Genomic DNA, 19304 nt, shown 5'->3' on the forward strand with positions numbered 1-19304 from the left:
GATTGCTAACCATGGCCATGTTAGAAAAAGTTCTGATCGCAAACCGCGGTGAAATTGCCCTGCGCATTCTCCGCGCGTGCAAGGAGCTGGGCATCAAGACGGTTGCCGTGCACTCGCAGGTCGACCGCGACCTGATGCACGTGCGCCTTGCAGACGAATCTGTCTGCATTGGCCCGAACAGCCCCACAGAAAGCTACCTGAACATTCCCACCATCATCAGCGCTGCTGAGGTGACCGATTCCGTGGGCATCCACCCGGGCTACGGCTTTTTGGCGGAGAACGCCGACTTTGCCGAGCAGGTCGAGAAAAGCGGCTTCCGCTTCATCGGCCCCCGGGCGGAAACCATTCGCCTGATGGGTAACAAGGTCTCCGCCATCGAAGCCATGAAGAAGGCAGGCGTACCAACCGTACCCGGCTCCGACGGCCCGCTGACGGACGACGACGAGCGTACCCTCAAGCTGGCGAAGCAGATCGGCTACCCGGTGATGATCAAGGCCGCTTCCGGCGGTGGTGGTCGCGGCATGCAGGTGGTGCACTCTGAAGCCGCCCTGCTGAAAGCGGTGCAGATTACCCAGACCGAAGCCAAGAACGCCTTCGGCGATCCCACCGTCTATCTGGAGAAGTTCCTGGAAACTCCACGCCACGTGGAAGTCCAGGTACTGGCGGATATGCACGGTAACGTGATTCACCTGGGCGACCGGGACTGCTCCATGCAGCGCCGCAACCAGAAGGTGATCGAGGAAGCACCGGCTCCGAACATCAACCCGGAATCCCGGGAGCGCACCCTCAAGGCCTGCGTGGATGCCTGTAAGGAAATCGGTTACGTGGGCGCCGGCACCTTCGAGTTCCTGTACCAGGACGGCGAGTTCTATTTCATTGAAATGAACACCCGGGTACAGGTTGAGCATCCGGTTTCCGAGATGGTCACCGGCGTGGATATCGTGCGTGAGCAGCTGCGCATTGCCAGCGGCCTGCCGCTGCAGTACAGCCAGGACGAAATCCATATTTCCGGCCACGCCATCGAGTGCCGGATCAATGCCGAAGACCCGCAAACCTTCGTGCCCAGCCCGGGCAAGGTGAAACACTTCCACGCTCCCGGCGGCAACGGCATCCGTGTGGATTCGCACCTGTACAGCGGCTACACCGTACCGCCGTACTACGATTCCCTGGTGGCCAAGCTGATCACCTGGGGCGACGACCGGGAAATCGCCCGCCGGCGTATGAAGAACGCGCTGGACGAAATGCTGGTCGAGGGCATCAAGACCAATCAACCCCTGCATCGAAAACTGGTACGCGATGGTGGCTTTAAACAGGTAGACTTCACCATCCACTACCTCGAGAAACTGATGCGGGATTAACCATGCCCTGGATACAACTCCAGATTCCAGCTGATCCGGATACTGCGGATCAGCTGGAGGATCTGTTAATGGAAATGGGCGCAGACGCCGTTTCCATGGAAGACGCAGCCGACCAGCCCCTGTACGAGCCCGATCCGGGCACCACTCCCCTCTGGAGCCAGACCACCGTTACCGGCCTGTTCCAGTCTGATCGCAACATCGAACAGCTGTTAGCGGATATCCGCGACGCCTGGCACCAGCAAACCCAGCAGTCCCTGGCCGAGATTGAAGTCACACTGGTGGAAGACAAGGACTGGGAACGGGCCTGGATGGACGATTTCCACCCGCTGCAGTTCGGTGAACGCCTGTGGATTGTGCCCAGCTGGCACGAGGCGCCAGACCCCGATGCCGCCAACCTGTTGCTGGACCCCGGCCTGGCCTTCGGCACCGGCACCCACCCCACCACCGCCCTGTGCCTGGAATGGCTCGACGGCCAGGATGTTGCCGGCAAACAGGTAACCGACTACGGCTGTGGCTCCGGCATCCTGGGCCTGGCCGCCCTGCTGCTGGGTGCGGACCATGTGATTGGCGTGGATACAGACCCGCAAGCCCTGGAAGCCAGCCGCGACAACGCCCGCCGTAACGGCGTGGAAGACAACCGCCTGGACCTCTACCTGCCCGGACAGGACCCCGACACCCAGGCGGACGTAATGCTGGCCAACATCCTGGCCCAGCCGCTGATTGGCCTGGCGCCGAGGCTGGCAGAACTGACCAGGCCCGGTGGCCACCTGGTACTGTCCGGCATTCTGTTCAACCAGGCCCGGGAAGTGATGGACGCCTACGAGCCCTGGTTCATCATGGACGAGCCGGAACAGAAAGAAGACTGGATACGCCTCACAGGACGGCGCAGGGACAGATGACGGCCCAGGCGTTTATGACTAAACTGCCTGACTCGTACTGACCCAAATGCAATGACCTAGCGATCCCGCTTTCAGGACCGAAGCATGACCCAGAGCAGCCTGCAGACCCAGTGCCCCCAATGCGAAACCCGTTTCCGGGTAACCGACGAACAGCTCGGCGTAGCCGGGGGCAAGGTACGTTGCGGCAGCTGCATGAACGTGTTCAACGCCCTGGAACACCGGGTGACTGAAAGCGGGACGATTGCCACGCCCCCCGAGGAAAAGCCGCAAGAACCCGCAGATGTCGGTTTTGGCGAAGACGAGTTTGTGTTTGCCGACAACCCCGAAGAAGACGCCACTGAAGGCCGCTACGCCGGCAGCAAGCTCACCTTCGATGAGGACGAGCTCAGCGACAGCTTCCGGGATGTGGATGAACCCGATGCCCCGGGCTTCCGGGACGACTCAGACGATCACGACAACCACCAGGTAGACGAAAGCTGGGCAGAAGCCATGCTTGAAGAGGTGGAGCCCGGGCAGGAAGGCAAGCCTGAAACCGAACCGGAGCCTGAACCTGAACCTGAACCTGAACCTGAACTTCTGAAAGTTGAGCCGGAGCCCGAACCGGCGCAACCCCGGGCCGATGATGAACCGCCGCTGACTGCCGATGACGACCGGGTGGGCGATCCTGTCACCAGCCGCCCGGCCAAACCGTTCCAGCCGGACAACCTGTACCAGGACCTGCGCCGAGACCCGGTATCCGTGGGTGGTGGCCGTGGCGGCCTGCGCACAGCCCTTTGGACACTGGTGGTACTGGTGCTGATTGGCGTTCTGGTGGCCCAGGTTACCTGGTTCCAGTTTGACCGACTGTCTGCCATCCCCCAGTTGCGCCCGTTCTACGAGAAAGGCTGTGAACTTGCCGGCTGCCAGCTCAAGCCCCTGGTGGATGTGGACGCCATCCAGAGCCGGAAGCTGGTGGTACGCACCGATCCGGAAAACCGGACCCAGCTGATTGTCGATGCGGTTATCCTCAACCGGGCAGGCTTTGAACAGCCGTTCCCGGCCATCGCCCTGACCTTCTCGAACCTTAACGGCGACGTGGTGGCCCAGAGTGTGTTTTCCCCCGATGAATACCTGGCCGGCGAAGCCTCCGGGCTGAATGCCATGCCAGTGGAAACACCGGTTCGCATCGCCATCAGCATTCGCGACCCCGGCCGCGACGCGGTTAACTACAATCTGGGTTTCCGGCCGGCATCCCCCTGACAGCGCCGGACAACCGCCATGCCGACGCACAGTTGACAGCGCAAAAGTCAACCAGAAAGCACGAAAAATAATCAATTTTTTCCTGCTTTCGCCCCTTCAATCGATGTGCCCCCGGCGGTATCATTACCGCCCTTCGGAGACCGGAGCGGTCAGAAATTAACCAACCGCTCCACCGAACCTTGCTTAACCCGCTGTGACACGGACTCAGATCATGCTGCCAACGGCAAAAATCGGGCCGTACACCCTGCCCAACCCGCTTATTGTTGCGCCCATGGCCGGCGTAACGGATCGCCCTTTCCGGCAGCTTTGCCGCCGAATGGGAGCTGGTCTGGCGGTATCGGAAATGGTCATAGCAGACAGCAAGCTCTGGCATACGCGCAAATCGCGCACCCGCCTGAACCATCAGGGTGAACCGGAACCCCGCTCGGTACAGATCGCCGGCGGCGACCCTGAGATGCTGGCGGATGCCGCCCGGCAAAATGCCGAGTTTGGTGCCCAGATCATCGACATCAACATGGGCTGCCCGGCCAAAAAGGTCTGTAACAAGGCCGCCGGTTCTGCCCTGATGAAAGATGAAAAACTGGTGCGGGAAATCCTCGAGGCCGTTGTGGCCGCCGTGGATATACCGGTCACCCTGAAAATGCGCACCGGCTGGGACCGGGACAACCGCAACGCACCGGTGATCGCCCGCATGGCCGAAGACGCCGGCATCCAGGCACTGGCGGTGCATGGCCGCACCCGGGCAGACAAATACAACGGAAACGCCGAATACGACACCATCGCCGCGGTAAAAGCCAGCGTGGGTATTCCGGTGTTCGCCAACGGCGACATCACCACGCCGGAAAAAGCCCGGCAGGTGCTCGCGCACACCGGCGCAGACGGCCTGCTGATTGGCCGTGGGGCACAGGGCCGGCCATGGATCTTCCGGGAGATTCTGCACTACCTGGAAACCGGCACACACCTGGCTGAGCCACCGCTGGATGAAGTCGAGCAGATTCTGTCGGAGCACCTGGCCGAACTGCACAGCTTCTACGGCGAGAAAATGGGTGTGCGTATCGCCAGAAAGCATGTGGGCTGGTATCTGCAGTCCCACGACGAGAACAAACAGTTCCGAACACGCTTCAACGGCATCGAAGATGCGCTGGAGCAGAAAGACAGCATCGAACAGTACTTTGCAGGCTTACGAAATGGAGAGGTATTCGCAGCATGACCGCTGAGACTTTGGCAAACGACAACCTGGGCACCCCGGCCAACGATGATGTCCATCAGTTGCACACGGTAAATAATAGCGGCAACAGTGTCACCCTGCGTGACAGCGTGGAAGTGGCCCTGAAAAACTACTTCACGCAGCTGGACGGCGCACCGGTTTCTGACGTGTACCAGCTGGTGCTGTCAGAAGTGGAAGCGCCCCTGCTGGAGCAGGTAATGAAGTACACCCGCAACAACCAGACCAAGGCCTCCACCATGCTTGGCCTGAACCGCGGCACCCTGCGCAAGAAACTCAAGCAGTACGGTCTGCTTTAATCTGATAAAGGAAGGCAGTCACCATGGCAAACCAGGCAAACACCCCCGTCCGTCGCGCCCTGATCAGCGTAAGTGATAAAACCGGCATCGTCGATTTCGGCCGAGCCCTGACTGAACGCGGCGTTGAGCTGCTGTCCACCGGCGGTACCTTCCGCCTGCTTCAGGAAAACAACGTACCGGTCACCGAAGTGTCCGACTACACCGGTTTTCCCGAGATGATGGATGGCCGGGTAAAAACCCTGCACCCGAAGATTCACGGTGGCATTCTGGGCCGTCGCGGCACCGATGATGCCATCATGGGCGAACACGGCATCAACCCCATCGACATGGTGGTGGTGAACCTGTATCCGTTCGAAGAGACCGTGGCGAATCCGGACTGTGACCTGCCGACTGCCATCGAGAACATCGACATCGGCGGCCCCACCATGGTTCGCGCTGCGGCCAAGAACCACAACGATGTGGCCATCGTGGTGAACGCTTCCGACTACAGCCGGGTTCTGAAAGAACTGGACGGCAACGACGGCCAGCTGACCTACAGCACCCGCTTCGACCTGGCGGTAAAAGCCTTCGAGCACACCGCCGGTTACGACGGTGCCATCGCCAATTACCTGGGCGGCCGTACCCCGGACAACGACAACACCGACTTCCCCCGCACCTTCAACGCCCAGTTCGTGAAGGTTCAGGACATGCGTTACGGCGAGAACCCGCACCAGCGCGCCGCCTTCTACGCCGAGCGCAACCCGAAAGAAGCCTGCGTGGCCACCGCCAAGCAGTTGCAGGGCAAGGAACTGAGTTACAACAACGTGGCCGACACCGACGCCGCCCTGGAATGCGTCAAACCGTTCGCCGACCCGGCCTGTGTCATCGTCAAGCACGCCAACCCCTGTGGTGTGGCCATCGGTGCCGACATCCTGCAGGCCTACGACCTGGCCTTTGCCACCGACCCCACGTCCGCCTTTGGCGGCATCATCGCCTTTAACCGGGAACTGGATGCGGCGACTGCCAAGGCCATCGTGGATCGCCAGTTTGTGGAAGTCATCATTGCCCCGAGCGTGGCTCCGGAAGCGGTCGAGATTGTTGCTGCCAAGAAGAACGTACGCCTTCTGGCCTGCGGCGAATTCGACGGCGAACGCGCCCAGACCATGGACTACAAGCGCGTAACCGGCGGCCTGCTGGTCCAGGACCGTGACCTGGGCATGGTCGCTATGGAAGACGTGAAAGTGGTTACCGAGCGCCAGCCCACCGAAGAAGAGCTGAACGACCTGCTGTTCGCCTGGGAAGTGGCCAAGTACGTGAAATCCAACGCCATCGTCTACGCCAGGGCAGGCCGCACCATCGGCGTGGGCGCAGGCCAGATGAGTCGCGTCTACAGTGCGAAGATTGCCGGTATCAAGGCGGCGGACGAAAGCCTGGAAGTGAAGGGTTCCGTGATGGCCTCAGACGCGTTCTTCCCGTTCCGTGATGGCATTGATGCGGCAGCTGAAGCCGGTATTACTGCGGTCATCCAGCCGGGCGGTTCCATGCGCGACCAGGAAGTGATCGACGCCGCCAACGAGCATGGCATTGCCATGGTCTTCACCGGCATGCGCCATTTCCGTCACTGATCAACGTATTCAGGAGCAGCACATGAACATTCTGGTTATTGGCAGTGGCGGGCGCGAACACGCCCTGGCGTGGAAAGCAGCCCAGTCTCCGCAGGCAGACAAGGTGTTTGTTGCACCGGGTAACGCCGGTACCGCCCGGGAACCGAACCTGGAGAACGTCGACCTGGACGTGATGGACCTGGACGGCCTGGCCAACTTTGCCGAGCAAAACAACGTCGGCCTGACCATCGTCGGCCCGGAAGCGCCGCTGGTGGCAGGCGTGGTCGACAAGTTTGAAGCCCGCGGCCTGCGCATCTTCGGCCCCAGTGCCGGTGCGGCCCAGCTGGAAGGCTCCAAGGCCTTCACCAAGGACTTCCTGGCCCGCCAGAAGATCCCGACCGCCGACTACGCCAACTTCACCGATGTAGACGAAGCCCTCGCCTACGTGCGTGAAAAGGGTGCGCCAATTGTGGTCAAGGCCGACGGCCTGGCCGCCGGTAAAGGCGTGATCGTGGCCATGACCCTGGAAGAAGCCGAAGATGCTATCCGCGATATGCTCGCGGGCAATGCCTTCGGTGATGCCGGCAGCCGCGTGGTGGTGGAAGAATTCCTGGACGGCGAAGAAGCCTCGTTCATCGTGATGGTCGACGGCAAGAACGTGCTGGCCATGGCTACCTCCCAGGACCACAAGCGCGTAGGCGACGGCGACACCGGCCCCAACACCGGCGGCATGGGTGCCTACTCTCCTGCCCCGGTGGTCACGGCCGATGTGCACCAGCGCATCATGGACGAGGTGATCTACCCCACCGTCAACGGCATGGCGGCTGAAGGTCATCCCTACAAGGGCTTCCTGTATGCCGGCCTGATGATCGATGCCAACGGTGCGCCGAAGGTGATCGAGTTCAACTGCCGCTTCGGCGACCCGGAAACCCAGCCGATCATGCTGCGCATGAAGTCTGACATGGTTGAGCTGTGCCAGGCGGCCGTGGATGGCAAGCTGGATGCGTGCAATTCCGAGTGGGACGACCGCGCCTCTGTGGGCATCGTGCTGGCTGCCGGCGGCTACCCTGCCGACTACAGCAAGGGTGATGTGATCTCTGGCCTGCCGGAAAGTGAAACCGAAGGCGAGAAGGTGTTCCACGCCGGCACCAAGCTTAACGGCGACGACGTTGTCACCGCCGGCGGCCGCGTACTCTGCGCCACCGCCTTGGGCAACACTGTGACCGAAGCCCAGCAACGGGCCTATGCGCTGGCGAAGAAAATCAGCTGGAACGGCATGTTCTACCGTAACGACATTGCCTACCGGGCCATTGCCCGGGAGCAAGGCTGAGTTTCAGGCTTTGCCCGTTAAAGCTGTCAGCCCGGTCATTGACCGGGCTTTTTATGAGTTAGTGTTAGGCCATCAACCCGAAACCATGAAAAGGAGTTCACTGTGCCCCGTAACGCACTCAACCTTGTTCTGTTGCTTGCTACCACCCTTCTGATCAGCGCTTGCTCGAAACAGGGTATCTACGACAGCGCCATCGGCTGGGAGCGCTCCAGCGCCGGGCTGGAAACCGAACAGGTCGCAGTCGGGGAACTGGATATCACCTATCTGCGCAGCAAAGAGCCGGTGGACGGCGACACACTGGTCCTGATTCACGGCTTCGGCGCCAACAAGGACAACTGGACCCGGCTGGCTAAGGAATTCAAAGGCGAGTTCAACATCTACGCCTTCGACCTGCCCGGCCATGGCGACAGCAGCAAGCCCATGGACATCGGCTACCGCTTTGAAGACCAGGTGGGCTACCTGAACCAGGCGCTGGCGAAGCTGGGCGTGGAGCGGTTCCACATGATGGGCAACTCCATGGGCGGCGCCATCACCGCGCTCTATTCCGCGACTCATCCCGACCAGGTACAAACGGCGGTGCTGTTTGACCCGGCAGGCATCTTCGAATACGAGAGCGAACTGGTCGGCCTGGTACTGGAAGGCGACAACCCGCTGATCCCCAAGCAAGAAGGGGACTTCGACAAGCTGCTGGATTTCGCCCTGGAGAAGCGCCCGCTCGTTCCCTGGCCGATTTTCGACGTAATGGAAGAAAAGGCCATCGCCAACCGGGAAGTCAACGAAGTCATCTTTGCCGCCATCCGCGACACCGGCTTTGAGCCGGATTTCCGCAATGCCATCACCAACATCCAGGCGCCGGTTCTGGTGGTGTGGGGCAAGCTGGACCGGGTGATCGACTACCGCAACGCCGACGTCTTCGTTGACGCCATCCCCAATGCCCGCAAAGCCATTCTGGATGACATCGGCCACGCTCCCATGGTGGAAGCCCCGGAGCAGTCTGCAGAACTGTTCCGGCGGTTTCTTGCAGAGCAGCAGCCCTGACACCAACGGCCACTACATTTACGGTTAAAAAAACGGTAAGGTTTCGGGCCTGTTTTCCCGTCAAAAGAACGCGCCATGCCTGAAGCCATCTGGATCAGTTTCGCCTTTGTTATCGGCCTGCTTGTTAAAGGCATCGGCCTGCCGCCACTCGTCGGTTACCTGGCCGCGGGCTTTGTGCTCAGCGGCCTGGCCGCCAACACCAGCATTACCGCTGAGCCCACCGATGTGTTGGCTCACATCGCCCACCTGGGTGTTCTGCTGCTGTTGTTTACCGTTGGCCTAAAACTCAAGCTGCGCTCGATCGTCAGCCCGGAAGTGATCGGCGGCAGCCTGCTGCACTTTGCTATCACCTGCGTGGTGTTTGCCCCCGGCCTGTACCTGCTGTTTGACCTGGACTGGACCACCGCCCTGATGCTGGCCATTGCCCTGTCCTTTTCCAGCACCGTGCTGGCGGCCAAAGTACTCGAAAGCAAGCGGGAACTGCGGGCGTTCCACGGTAGGGTAGCCATCGGCATATTGATCATGCAGGACCTGATCGCCCTGGTGGTGATGAGCCTGGCCGCCGGCAAAACCCCTTCCGAGTGGGCGCTGATTGTCTTTGGCCTGCCCCTGCTGCGGCCCCTGCTCTACAAGCTGCTGGATGCCAGCGGTCACGACGAACTGCTGGTGCTGCTGGGGCTTCTACTGGCCCTGGTGGTTGGCGGCCTGGGGTTTGAGGCCGTTGGCCTGAGTTCGGAACTGGGCGCCCTGGTGTTCGGCGCCATGCTGGCCAACCACCCCCGCTCCCAGGAACTGGCCAAGTCCCTGTGGAGCGTGAAGGAAATCTTCCTGGTGGGTTTCTTCCTGCAGATCGGCATTGGCGGCCTGCCGGACCAGCAAGCCTTGATCTTTGCCATCGTAGCCGCCCTGCTGCTGCCGCTCAAAGGCATACTGTTCTACTTCCTGCTGCTGGGTTTCCGCCTGCGTGCCCGCAGCAGTTTCCTGACCTCCCTGTCGCTGACCAACTACAGCGAATTCGGCCTGATTGTCGCCAGCATCGCCCTGCCTGAATGGCTGATTCCGCTGGCCATTACCGTGTCGCTGTCCTTCGTGATCTCCGCACCCCTGAACCGGTTTGCCCACAGCCTGTTCGAAAAGCTGGCACCACGCATCGTCCGCTTCGAGAGCAAGAAACGACACCCGGACGAACAGCCGATTTCCCTGGGCGATACCCGCGTACTGGTGATGGGTATGGGCCGCACCGGCACCGCCACGTACGACTGGCTTCAACCCCACGAACCCAAAATCATGGGCCTGGACTCCGACCCGGCGAAAATGGAAAAGCACCAGCAGGAAGGCCGGAACGTAGTCTTTGCCGATGCCGAAGACAACACCTTCTGGCAGGGCCTGCATATGCCTGCGCTGCAGTCGGTGGTGCTGGCGATGAATGATATTGAAGGCAAGCTCATCGCCGCCCGGATGCTGCGCAAGCTCGGTTTTGAAGGCTATATCGTGGCCCACACCATGTACGCCGACGAAGCCGAGAAAATCCGCATCGCCGGCGCAGACGAAGCCTACCTCACCATGAGCGAGACCGGCGTAGCCCTCGCCAGCCACCTCATGGACAAATCAGGGCTTCAGACCGCGCAGGTGCGGAACCCGGTATAAACATCACCGCGGAACGGCAGGTACGCCTGCCGGTAAGTGCCACGAACCAGGTTGGATGACGTGGCACAGCTACCCCCCTTGGTCACCTTGTGAGTGGCAAACTGCAGGCTCGACATGAATGGATACATATCCACCTTGAAGCCGTCATAAGGCAGAAACTCGTTGCTGGTCCACTCCCAGACCGAGCCAATCATCTGCCGGCAGCCGAACGGACTGTCCCCTGACGGATAATCCGACACAGGATTACGCGCCATGGACCGGCCGTCCATATCCGCCCGCGAGGCATCTGGCACGTCATTGCCCCAGGGATACCGACGGAAAGGCTCACCGGGCTTGTTACCCAGCGCCGCCACCTCCCACTCATACTCCGTCGGCAACCGCCGCCCGGCCCATGTGCAGAACGCCTCCGCCTCCCAATACGTCACATGAGTGACCGGCGCATCTGGCTCCAGCGGCAGCCACTGGTCAAACACCCGCTCCTGCCAGTGCCCCTCATGCCAGCGCCAATACAGCGGATGCCGTGGCACCGCCATCCGGGGCTCCGCAACCCCGTGCACCAGCGCCACATCCACTTCAGTCTCCAGCCACTTCCGGCCCCCGAACGACCAAAGCTCAGGGCGCTTATAGCCATCGTCCTCAACAAACGCCTGAAACTCCCGGTTACTCACCAGGGTACGACTGATCGCAAACGCCGGCAGCTCCACCTCAAAACGTGGTTTTTCGGCATCAAACGCAAAGTCCTCGGTCGCATACTGTTCAGACTCACCCGGCATCCCGATCACCCAACGCCCGGCCGGAATCTGCGCATCACCGCTCACCGGCTCGCCCGGAGCCGGCCGGTCGCCCTTGTAATCCACCGGCGCCGGATAACCCACCGTCTGCCGGCACCAGATCAGCGACTCGATGTGCATGTTCTGGTGGTAAATAGCGTATCGGTAGAGATACAGCTCTTTATCGGTCAGCTCCCGACCCTTGATGCGTTCGGCAACCCGGTCGTAGATGATGTTGAAATACCTGAGAGTTTCTTCCCGGCCCGGAAACAGGTCCCGACTCCAACGATCCTTGTGATCAACATGGAAAGAGTCCCACAGGTCATCCATGGAAGGATCGTAGCTGGGCGTACCGTCCAGCAGGTTGAAGACAAAGACCTCGTAGAAGAACGCTGAGTGGCCCATTTCCCAGAGCGGTGGATTCACGCCCGGGTGATACGGAACATCCAGTTTCTCTTCGGCCAAAGTAACAATCAGCTGTTCTGTCCGGCTGCGAGCCAGCTCAAGTTCAGCCAGAAGCGCTTTCTTGTTCATGTTTAGACCTAATATCCCCTAGCCTGAAACCTCGGTGCAGGAGCAAGTTCGGAGAGGCTTTCCAAAAACCGCTCCTGGCGGCACATCCATGTGTCGCTTCTGTTCCGCCATCCCTGGCTCCACAAATTTTTGGAAAGCCTCTCCGAACTCGCTCTTCATACGCCATGAATAAACGAGAGTACCAAACAAAAAACCGCCGCCGGTAGTCACCGACGGCGGTTTTCAGATTATAACTACGATAGCCAGCGCCGATTCAGCTCACTCACAGGCGGCAATCAGCAGGCTATCGCGGCGATCAGGCAGCTTTGCGCTTACGCCGCCAATCGGCCAGATCTTCGATGAGCTTGTAGAACAAGGGCACGAAGAACAGCGCCAGGGTACTGGCCGCCAGCATACCGCCGACCACCACGGTGCCGATTTCCTGGCGGGAAACCGCACCCGCACCGGAACTGAACGCCAGCGGCAGGGAGCCCACGATGAACGTCAGCGCCGTCATCATGATCGCCCGGAAACGCTGACGGGCTGCCGCGCTGGCTGCCTCAAACGAACTCATGCCGGCTTTGCGGTTCTGGGCCGCGAACTCCACGATCAGGATCGCGTTCTTGGCCGCCAGGCCAATCAATACCAGCAGGCCCACCTGGAAGTAGATATCGTTCGGGAAACCGCGCCACAACGACGCCAGGGCTGCCCCGAACACACCAAAGGGAACAGCGGTGGCCACCGCCACCGGCAGGCCCCAGCGCTCGTACTGGGCCGCCAGGATCAGGAATACCAGCAACAGGCCCATGCCGAAGGCCAGGGTGCCGGAATCGGCGGAGTCCTGCAGCTGATAGGCTTCGCCGGTCCAGCCCAGCAGGGTGTTGCGGTCAAATTGCTCCGCCGCCACTTCCTGCAATGCCGTCAGCGCTTCACCGGTGGTGTGGCCCGGGGTCGGGTCTGCCAGCAACTTGGCCGCCGGGTACACGTTGAACCGGTTGAGGATATCCGGGCCACTGGTGCGTTCCAACTCCACCAGCGAACTCAGCGGAATCATCTCGCCATAGTTGGAGCGCACGAACACCTTGCGCAGATCATCCGGGTGGCTCCGGAACTCACCTTCGGACTGCAGGTTAACCTGCCAGTTGCGGCCCTGCAGGGTGAAGTCGTTCACGTACAGGCCACCGAAGGTGCTCTGCATGGTGGTGAAGATCTGGTCGATGGGCACGCCGGCGGCCTGGGCTTTTTCCCGGTCGACGTTGGCTCGGTACTTCGGAATACCCGTGTCCAGGGTGACCCGCACGTTGGTCAGCTCCGGCCGGGCATTGGCGGCCTGGGTGAAGCCGTCGGCCATGGCCTTGATTTCAGCCGGGGTGCGGCCGCCACGGGCCTGGATGTAACCTTCCACACCACCGGTGGTAGACAAGCCCTGAATGGGTGGCGGGGTGAAGGCAATCACGAAGGCTTCCGGCATGCCGAAGCCAATGCCCATCACCTTCTTGGCGATGTCAGCCGCCGCCTGGCCTTCGCCTTCCCGTTCCGCCCAGTCTTCCAGGGTCACAAACGCCACACCGCTGTTGGTGCGCAGGGCGCTGGAGATGATGTCAAAACCGGCAAAGGCCACCACGTCTTTCACTTCCGGCATGGCTACCATCTTCTGCACCAGCTCGTCCCGGGTCTGCTCGGTCCGGCTCAGGGAAGAGGTGGGCGGCAGTGAATAGGCGGTCAGCACAAAGCCCTGGTCTTCCTGGGGCACCAGCCCGGAGGGCATCGCCTTCATCAGGAAGACCGTACCGCCCAACATGGCGGCAAACAGCAGTACGCCGACAACCGCGTGCCGCAGCAGCCAGTCCACCACGGCAGAGAAGCCGGCGGTGAGCTTGTCGAAGCCGGCATCAAACCAGCGGAACACCGTCAGCTGCTTGCCCTCATGGCCCAGTAACAGGGCACACATGGCCGGAGTCAGGGTCAGCGCCACGATACCCGAGATCACCACCGACACCGCAATCGTTATCGCAAACTGCCGGTACAGCTCGCCACTCAGGCCACCCAGGAAGGCCACCGGCGCGAAGACCGCCACCAGCACCAGGGTAGACGACACCACCGCCCCGGAAACCTGGCCGATGGTAGCCACGGCGGCGTTGTAGGCCGACATGCCCTCTTCCTTCATCAGGCGCTCGGCGTTTTCCATGATGATGATGGCGTTATCCACCACCACCCCGATGGCCAGTATCAACCCGAACAGGGTCAGCAGGTTGACCGAGAAGCCCAGCGCCTGCATGCCCGCAAAGGTTCCGACAAGCGAGACCGGAATCGCAATCAGCGGGATCAGGGTCGCGTTGATATGCTGCAGGAACAGGAAGGTGACCAGTACCACCAGCAACACCGCCACAATGAAGGTATTGATCACTTCCTGGATGGAAATGTCGATAAAGCGGGTGGTGTCGTATGGAACGTTGTATTCCAGCCCCGCCGGGAAACGGCCAGCGATTTCCTTCATCGCTTCGTCGACCGCCTCGGCGGCATCCAGGGCGTTGGCACCGGGCTGCAGGTAAACCCCCATAGGTACGGTAGCGCCACCGTTGTAGACCGCAGCAAAGTCGTAGTTCTGGGCTCCCAGCTCAATGCGGGCAACATCCTTCAGGCGCAGGGAGGCACCCTGCTCGTCACTGCGCAGGATCACTTCGCCGAATTCTTCCGGGCTGGCCAGCCGGCCGGGCGCAGACACACTGAAGGTGAAGGCCTGGCCTTCCGGGGCCGGTTCGGCACCGATACGGCCGGCGGCAAACTGGGCGTTCTGGCCCCGCAGGGAGTTGGCCACATCACCGGGGGTCAGTTCGTACTGGGCCAGCTTGTCGGGCCGCAGCCAGATTCGCATGGAATAGTCCTGGGCACCGAACAATGAGGCATCACCAATACCCGGCAGGCGCACCAGCTCGTCCAGCACGTTGAGCAGGGCATAGTTGGAGATTTCCACCACATCCATGGAGTTGTCCGGAGACGACAGGGTAATCACCTGCAGGATGGAGGTAGAGCGGGCTTCCACCTTCAGGCCCTGGTCCCGCACCGACTGGGGCAGCCGTGCCAATGCCTGCTGCACCCGGTTGTTGACGTTGATGGTGGCCTGGTCCGGATCGGTGCCGATTTCAAACGACACGGTTACCCGGAAGCTGCCGGAGTCGGTGGCGCTGGATTCCAGGTAGATCATGTCGTCTACGCCGTTGATCTCCTGCTCCAGTGGGGCCACCACGGAATCGGCGATAACATCGGCACTGGCGCCGGGGAAGCGGCCATCGACCACCACCTGGGGTGGCACCACGTTGGGGTACTGTTCCACCGGCAGGCCAAGCAGTGCCAGGGCACCACCCAGGGTAATAATAATGGAGACGACCGTCGCGAAAATCGGGCGGTCTATGAAGGTGCGTAGCATCAGTCAGTACCCTCCCCGTCTTCGGCATTGGTCACATTCACCGGTGCGCCGTCACGGAGGTTGGTCAGCCCACTGACAATAAAGCGGTCACCGGCTTCCAGTCCTTCAAGCAGAATCTGCCGGCCCTGGGATACCGGGCCAAGTTCAACCGCCTTTGCGCGGGCCTTGCCTTCGTCGTCCACCACATACACCACCGGGCCTTGCGGGCCCTGGGCGACCGCTTTTTCCGGCACGGTGATGATGTCGTCAAACGACTGCAACTCCACCCTTACCCGGACAAACTGGCCAGGCACAACCATCTGCTCCGGGTTCGGGAACACGGCCCGGGCCGACACCGAACCGGTGCGCGGGTCGAGGGTCGAGGCGGTGAAGTCGATGCGGCCATCCAGCGGGTATTCGCTGCCGTCCGCCAGCACCAGGCGGGCGTTCACGTTCTGCTCTTCGCCGGCACTGGCCATGCCTTCACGGGCAACCCGGCGAATGGTGGCGTCGTTTTCCGGCAGCGCGAAGCGCACATGAATCGGGTCCAGCTGCACGATGGTGGTCAGCAGGGTGCCGGTATCAATCAAGCTGCCTTCCGGGAAGTCTTCCAGGCTGGTAACCCCGCTGATCGGTGCGGTCACCTCGGTATAGCCCACGTCCAGCTCGGCCTGGGTCATGCCGGCATTCGCCACGGCCATATTGGCCTGGGCCAGCTCCAGGGCAGACTGCGCCGAGTCACGGTCGCGCTCGCTAACCGCATTGCGCTCGTAAAGCGAGGAAATCCGGTTCCACTCCCGCTCGGCCTGGCGCAGGTTGGCTTCCGCTACCTGGCGCTGGGCTCGGGCACGCTGAAGCGCCGCCTCGGCCGGCTTGCGATCAATCCGGAACAGGGCATCGCCCTCACTCACCATCTGCCCTTCGTCGTACAGGCGCTGCTCCAGAATACCGCTGATCCGGGCGCGCACTTCCACTTCCCGGGCACCACGGGCACGGCCAGCGTAGTCCTGGCGAACACTGGCGTCAGTCAGTTCAGCGGTTTCCACCACCACGGCTGCCGGTGGCATGCCGCCCCCACCCTGCTGTGCTGCCTGATCGTCGTTACTGCAGCCCGCCAGCACTAACAGGGCAGACAAACCTGCAAGGATCAGCCCGTTACGGGCCAACGGTCGATGAGAGCTTTCGAAGGGCATGTGCGTTCTCCTGAACACCGGATCGGAAAAATTAAGAGCGCGATAACATACATTCATTCGTGTATGTATGTAAACTGTTCTCGTTTATACTCCTTTGCCAAACACACAGACCACCACACGAGAACCATGGCACGAAAAACAAAAGCAGAAGCGGAAGCCACCCGGGAAGCCATCATGGACTGCGCCGAGCAGGTGTTCATGGACAAGGGCGTAGCCCGCGCCTCACTGGAAGAAATCGCCCGGGCAGCCGGCGTTACCCGGGGCGCCGTTTACTGGCACTTCCGTAACAAGCAGGACATCCTTCATGCCATGCTCGAGCGGGTACGGGCACCACTGGGTGAAATGATAGACGACGCCAGCCGGGGCGGGCACAGCGTGGAGAACCTGAAAGAACTGTGTGTCGTGGCCCTGCGCAAACTGGCGGAAGATGCCCGGTACTTCCGGGTGTATTACATTCTGTTCCACCGGAATGAATCCGACCAGGCCCTGAACAAGCACCGGGAACTGGCGGATGAAGGCCTGGCCTTTGTCAGCAGCATTTTCAGTATCCCGGAAATCCGCAAACAACTGCGCCCGGGCCTCACCCCGGAGCAGGCGGCCTACCTGCTCCACACCCAGATGCTGGGCCTGTTCTTTGACTGGCTGGCGACACCGGAACGCTGGCGCCTGGCCGAAATCGCTCCGGTGCTGGTCGATAGCTTTTTCAAAGGCCTGTTACAGGACTGATCAGTTCCATACCCACAGAATCATCGGCACTGCGGTGGCCGTCACCACCGCAGAGAGTGGCAAACCCAGCCGCCAGTAATCCCCGAAACGGTAACCACCCGGCTCCATGACCAGGGCATTGGACTGATGCCCGATAGGCGTCAGGAAGGCACAGGAAGTACCCACCGCAACCGCCATCAGGGCAGCATCCGGCGACAAACCAAGCTGGGCCGAGATACCGAGGGCAATGGGCGCCACCAACACCGCTGCCGCCGCATTGTTAACCACGTTAGACAGCAGCATGGAACCCACCAGGATAATCGTGAGTGCCACCCAGGGTGCCTGCCCGGCGGCCACATCCAGGATCTGGCCGGCAATGAGCGCGGCACCTCCGGTGCTTTCCAGGGCCTGCCCCACCGGGATCATTGCCGCCAGCAACACAATCACCGACCAGTCGATGGCCCGGTAGGCTTCTGAGGTGTCCAGCAAGCGGGTAAGCACCATGGCCACGGCACAGGCCACCAGGGCCACCGGTGGTGTCAGCCAGCCGGACAGGATGACGGCAATCGCTGCCAGGAACAGCCCGCCAGCCAGCCAGAGATTGCTCTGCCGCCCCAGACTCAACTCCCTTTCCGCCAGTGGCAGGCAACCCAGCTGCTGCAGGGTGCCCATCAGGGTGTCTTGGTAGCCCTGAACCAGCAGGATGTCGCCGGAACGAAAACGGATATCGGCCAGGCGCTTTTTCAGGCGATGCCCCTGCCGGGCAACCGCCACCACGTTCAAACCGTACCGCTCCCGCAGGTTCAGCCGGTTAGTGGTGCGGCCCACCAGCTGCGACGAAGGCGTGATAATGGCCTCGGTCAGGCGAACGTCACCGGTAGCAATCTGCGTTTCCGCGGACTCGCCGGCAGGTCTCGCCTTGCGAGGGTCTTCCCCAGCCTGTTCGTCCGAATCGTCGCTTTCCTCTTCCCCGACCACATTGGCGAGGGCGAGCCCGGTGAAATCCACAAACTCCTGCAGGCTTTCCGTATCCGCCTCAACCAGCAGCAGATCCCCTTCCCGCAACACGCTGTAGGTGGACGGTGCCGGAGAGGTTTTGTCACCCCGGATCAGGGCCAGCACCACCACACTCTTGTCGCCCTCTCCGGCTGTCAGCAGGTTGTGCAAGGTACTACCGGCATAGTCGGAACCCTCAGGCACCCGCAGTTCGGTCACGTAGTCCCCCACACTGAACAGCTTGTCGCCGGCAGCAGGATCGTCCCGCTTCGGCGTCAGGCGCCAGCCTATCAGCCCGATAAACAGGATACCGGCCACAGTGATGGCCAGGCCCACCGGGGCGAAATCCACCAGGCCGAACGAACCTGCCTCCCGGTAGCTGGCAATGATGATGTTCGGCGGTGTACCGATCAGGGTGATGGTGCCACCCAGCAGTGAGCCGAACGCCAGGGGCATAAGCAGCAAGGAGGGCGACCGGCCGGATTTACGGGACATCCAGATAGCCACCGGCATCAAGAGCGCAAGGGCCCCTACGTTGTTGATAAACGCAGAGCACAGGGCCACAACCAACGTCAGGGTAATCACCTGCAACACGGCGTTACGGCCTACCTTGCCGAGCAGCCGTGCCACGGCATCGACCACCCCGCCATTGACCAGCCCCTGACTGATGACCAGCACCGCCGCCACGGTAATCACCGCCGGGTGGCCGAAGCCTGCGAACAACTGGTCAGACGGCACGAGCCCGGCCATAGCCACTGCCAGCAAGGCCAGCATGGACACCACATCAAAGCGCAGCCGGTTCCAGACAAACAGCCCGAGGGTGATGCCGAGCACCAGAAACACAATCCATTGGTCAGACAACATCAAATCACTGCTCCACTTCGATGTCCGTGTCGACAATATTTACAAACCGGACGGGCAGGTTAAGGGGCCATACCGGCAAGCCTCTGAAACACGGGAAGGTTCCAGAACTGGTTCGAAAACTGCTTGTAACCTGCTCGAGGATTCAGCCGCCCTGAACCCGGGCAGGCCACAGGGCCGTGGACGACTATAGCAGTTCCCGCAGCAGTACCCGAAAGATCCCCTGATCATAAAAGCCGTCG

General features: G+C 61.3%; 14 protein-coding genes. 10 read left to right on the forward strand and 4 right to left on the reverse strand.

Annotated features, from left to right (window positions below; all coding sequences use genetic code 11):
* The first annotated feature begins 11 nt into the window (after nt 1-11).
* The 9 genes from accC (at nt 12) to Q668_RS04290 (ending at nt 10618) form a co-directional block, all read left to right on the forward strand.
* A complete protein-coding gene (gene accC / locus Q668_RS04250) occupies nt 12-1358 on the forward strand; it encodes an acetyl-CoA carboxylase biotin carboxylase subunit (protein WP_022988367.1) in 1347 nt (448 codons plus the stop codon).
* A gap of 2 nt (nt 1359-1360) precedes the next feature.
* Nucleotides 1361-2257 carry a 50S ribosomal protein L11 methyltransferase gene (gene prmA, locus Q668_RS04255; RefSeq protein WP_036219133.1) on the forward strand — a complete coding sequence of 299 codons (897 nt, stop codon included), beginning with the start codon at nt 1361-1363 and terminating at the stop codon, nt 2255-2257.
* 84 nt (nt 2258-2341) lie between these two features.
* Nucleotides 2342-3496 (forward strand): DUF3426 domain-containing protein, encoded by a 1155-nt coding sequence (locus Q668_RS04260; RefSeq protein ID WP_022988369.1) that lies wholly within the window; start codon nt 2342-2344, stop codon nt 3494-3496.
* A gap of 211 nt (nt 3497-3707) precedes the next feature.
* Nucleotides 3708-4706: a tRNA dihydrouridine synthase DusB gene (gene dusB / locus Q668_RS04265; RefSeq protein ID WP_022988370.1), complete on the forward strand. Its 999-nt coding sequence runs from the start codon at nt 3708-3710 to the stop codon at nt 4704-4706.
* Nucleotides 4703-5020, forward strand: a complete 318-nt coding sequence (gene fis / locus Q668_RS04270) for a DNA-binding transcriptional regulator Fis (protein WP_022988371.1) — start codon at nt 4703-4705, stop codon at nt 5018-5020. Before dusB ends, fis begins: the two co-directional genes overlap by 4 nt.
* 23 nt (nt 5021-5043) lie before the next feature.
* A complete protein-coding gene (gene purH, locus Q668_RS04275; RefSeq protein ID WP_022988372.1) occupies nt 5044-6624 on the forward strand; it encodes a bifunctional phosphoribosylaminoimidazolecarboxamide formyltransferase/IMP cyclohydrolase in 1581 nt (526 codons plus the stop codon).
* Nucleotides 6625-6646: 22 nt separating this feature from the next.
* Entirely contained in the window at nt 6647-7933 is a 1287-nt protein-coding gene (gene purD, locus Q668_RS04280) for a phosphoribosylamine--glycine ligase (RefSeq protein ID WP_022988373.1), read from the forward strand.
* 102 nt (nt 7934-8035) lie between these two features.
* Nucleotides 8036-8971 carry an alpha/beta fold hydrolase gene (locus tag Q668_RS04285; protein ID WP_022988374.1) on the forward strand — a complete coding sequence of 312 codons (936 nt, stop codon included), beginning with the start codon at nt 8036-8038 and terminating at the stop codon, nt 8969-8971.
* Nucleotides 8972-9046: 75 nt separating this feature from the next.
* On the forward strand, nt 9047-10618 hold the full coding sequence (locus Q668_RS04290) for a cation:proton antiporter family protein (RefSeq protein WP_022988375.1): 1572 nt from the start codon (nt 9047-9049) through the stop codon (nt 10616-10618).
* Here the strand turns inward: Q668_RS04290 and senA are convergent.
* From senA to Q668_RS04305, 3 genes are all read right to left on the reverse strand, one after another.
* Complete coding sequence (senA, locus tag Q668_RS04295) at nt 10588-11922, reverse strand: selenoneine synthase SenA (RefSeq protein ID WP_022988376.1); 1335 nt, start codon at nt 11920-11922, stop codon at nt 10588-10590. The two genes, Q668_RS04290 and senA, sit on opposite strands and share 31 nt — an antisense overlap.
* Before the next feature lie 295 nt (nt 11923-12217).
* Nucleotides 12218-15328 carry an efflux RND transporter permease subunit gene (locus Q668_RS04300; protein WP_022988377.1) on the reverse strand — a complete coding sequence of 1037 codons (3111 nt, stop codon included), beginning with the start codon at nt 15326-15328 and terminating at the stop codon, nt 12218-12220.
* The gene (locus Q668_RS04305) at nt 15328-16500 is read right to left on the reverse strand and encodes an efflux RND transporter periplasmic adaptor subunit (RefSeq protein WP_022988378.1); all 1173 of its coding nucleotides are present in this window, start codon (nt 16498-16500) and stop codon (nt 15328-15330) included. The genes Q668_RS04300 and Q668_RS04305 overlap by 1 nt, the downstream gene beginning before the upstream one ends.
* A gap of 126 nt (nt 16501-16626) precedes the next feature.
* On the opposite strand from Q668_RS04305, the gene Q668_RS04310 reads away from it, so the two are divergent.
* Nucleotides 16627-17226, forward strand: coding sequence for a TetR family transcriptional regulator (locus tag Q668_RS04310; protein ID WP_022988379.1), 600 nt, complete (start codon nt 16627-16629; stop codon nt 17224-17226).
* Here the strand turns inward: Q668_RS04310 and Q668_RS04315 are convergent, their stop codons facing one another.
* A complete protein-coding gene (locus tag Q668_RS04315; RefSeq protein WP_022988380.1) occupies nt 17227-19065 on the reverse strand; it encodes an SLC13 family permease in 1839 nt (612 codons plus the stop codon).
* Between the last annotated feature and the right edge of the window lie 239 nt (nt 19066-19304).

The sequence above is a fragment of the Marinobacter sp. ES-1 genome, assembly GCF_000475255.1.
GTDB lineage: Bacteria > Pseudomonadota > Gammaproteobacteria > Pseudomonadales > Oleiphilaceae > Marinobacter > Marinobacter vinifirmus.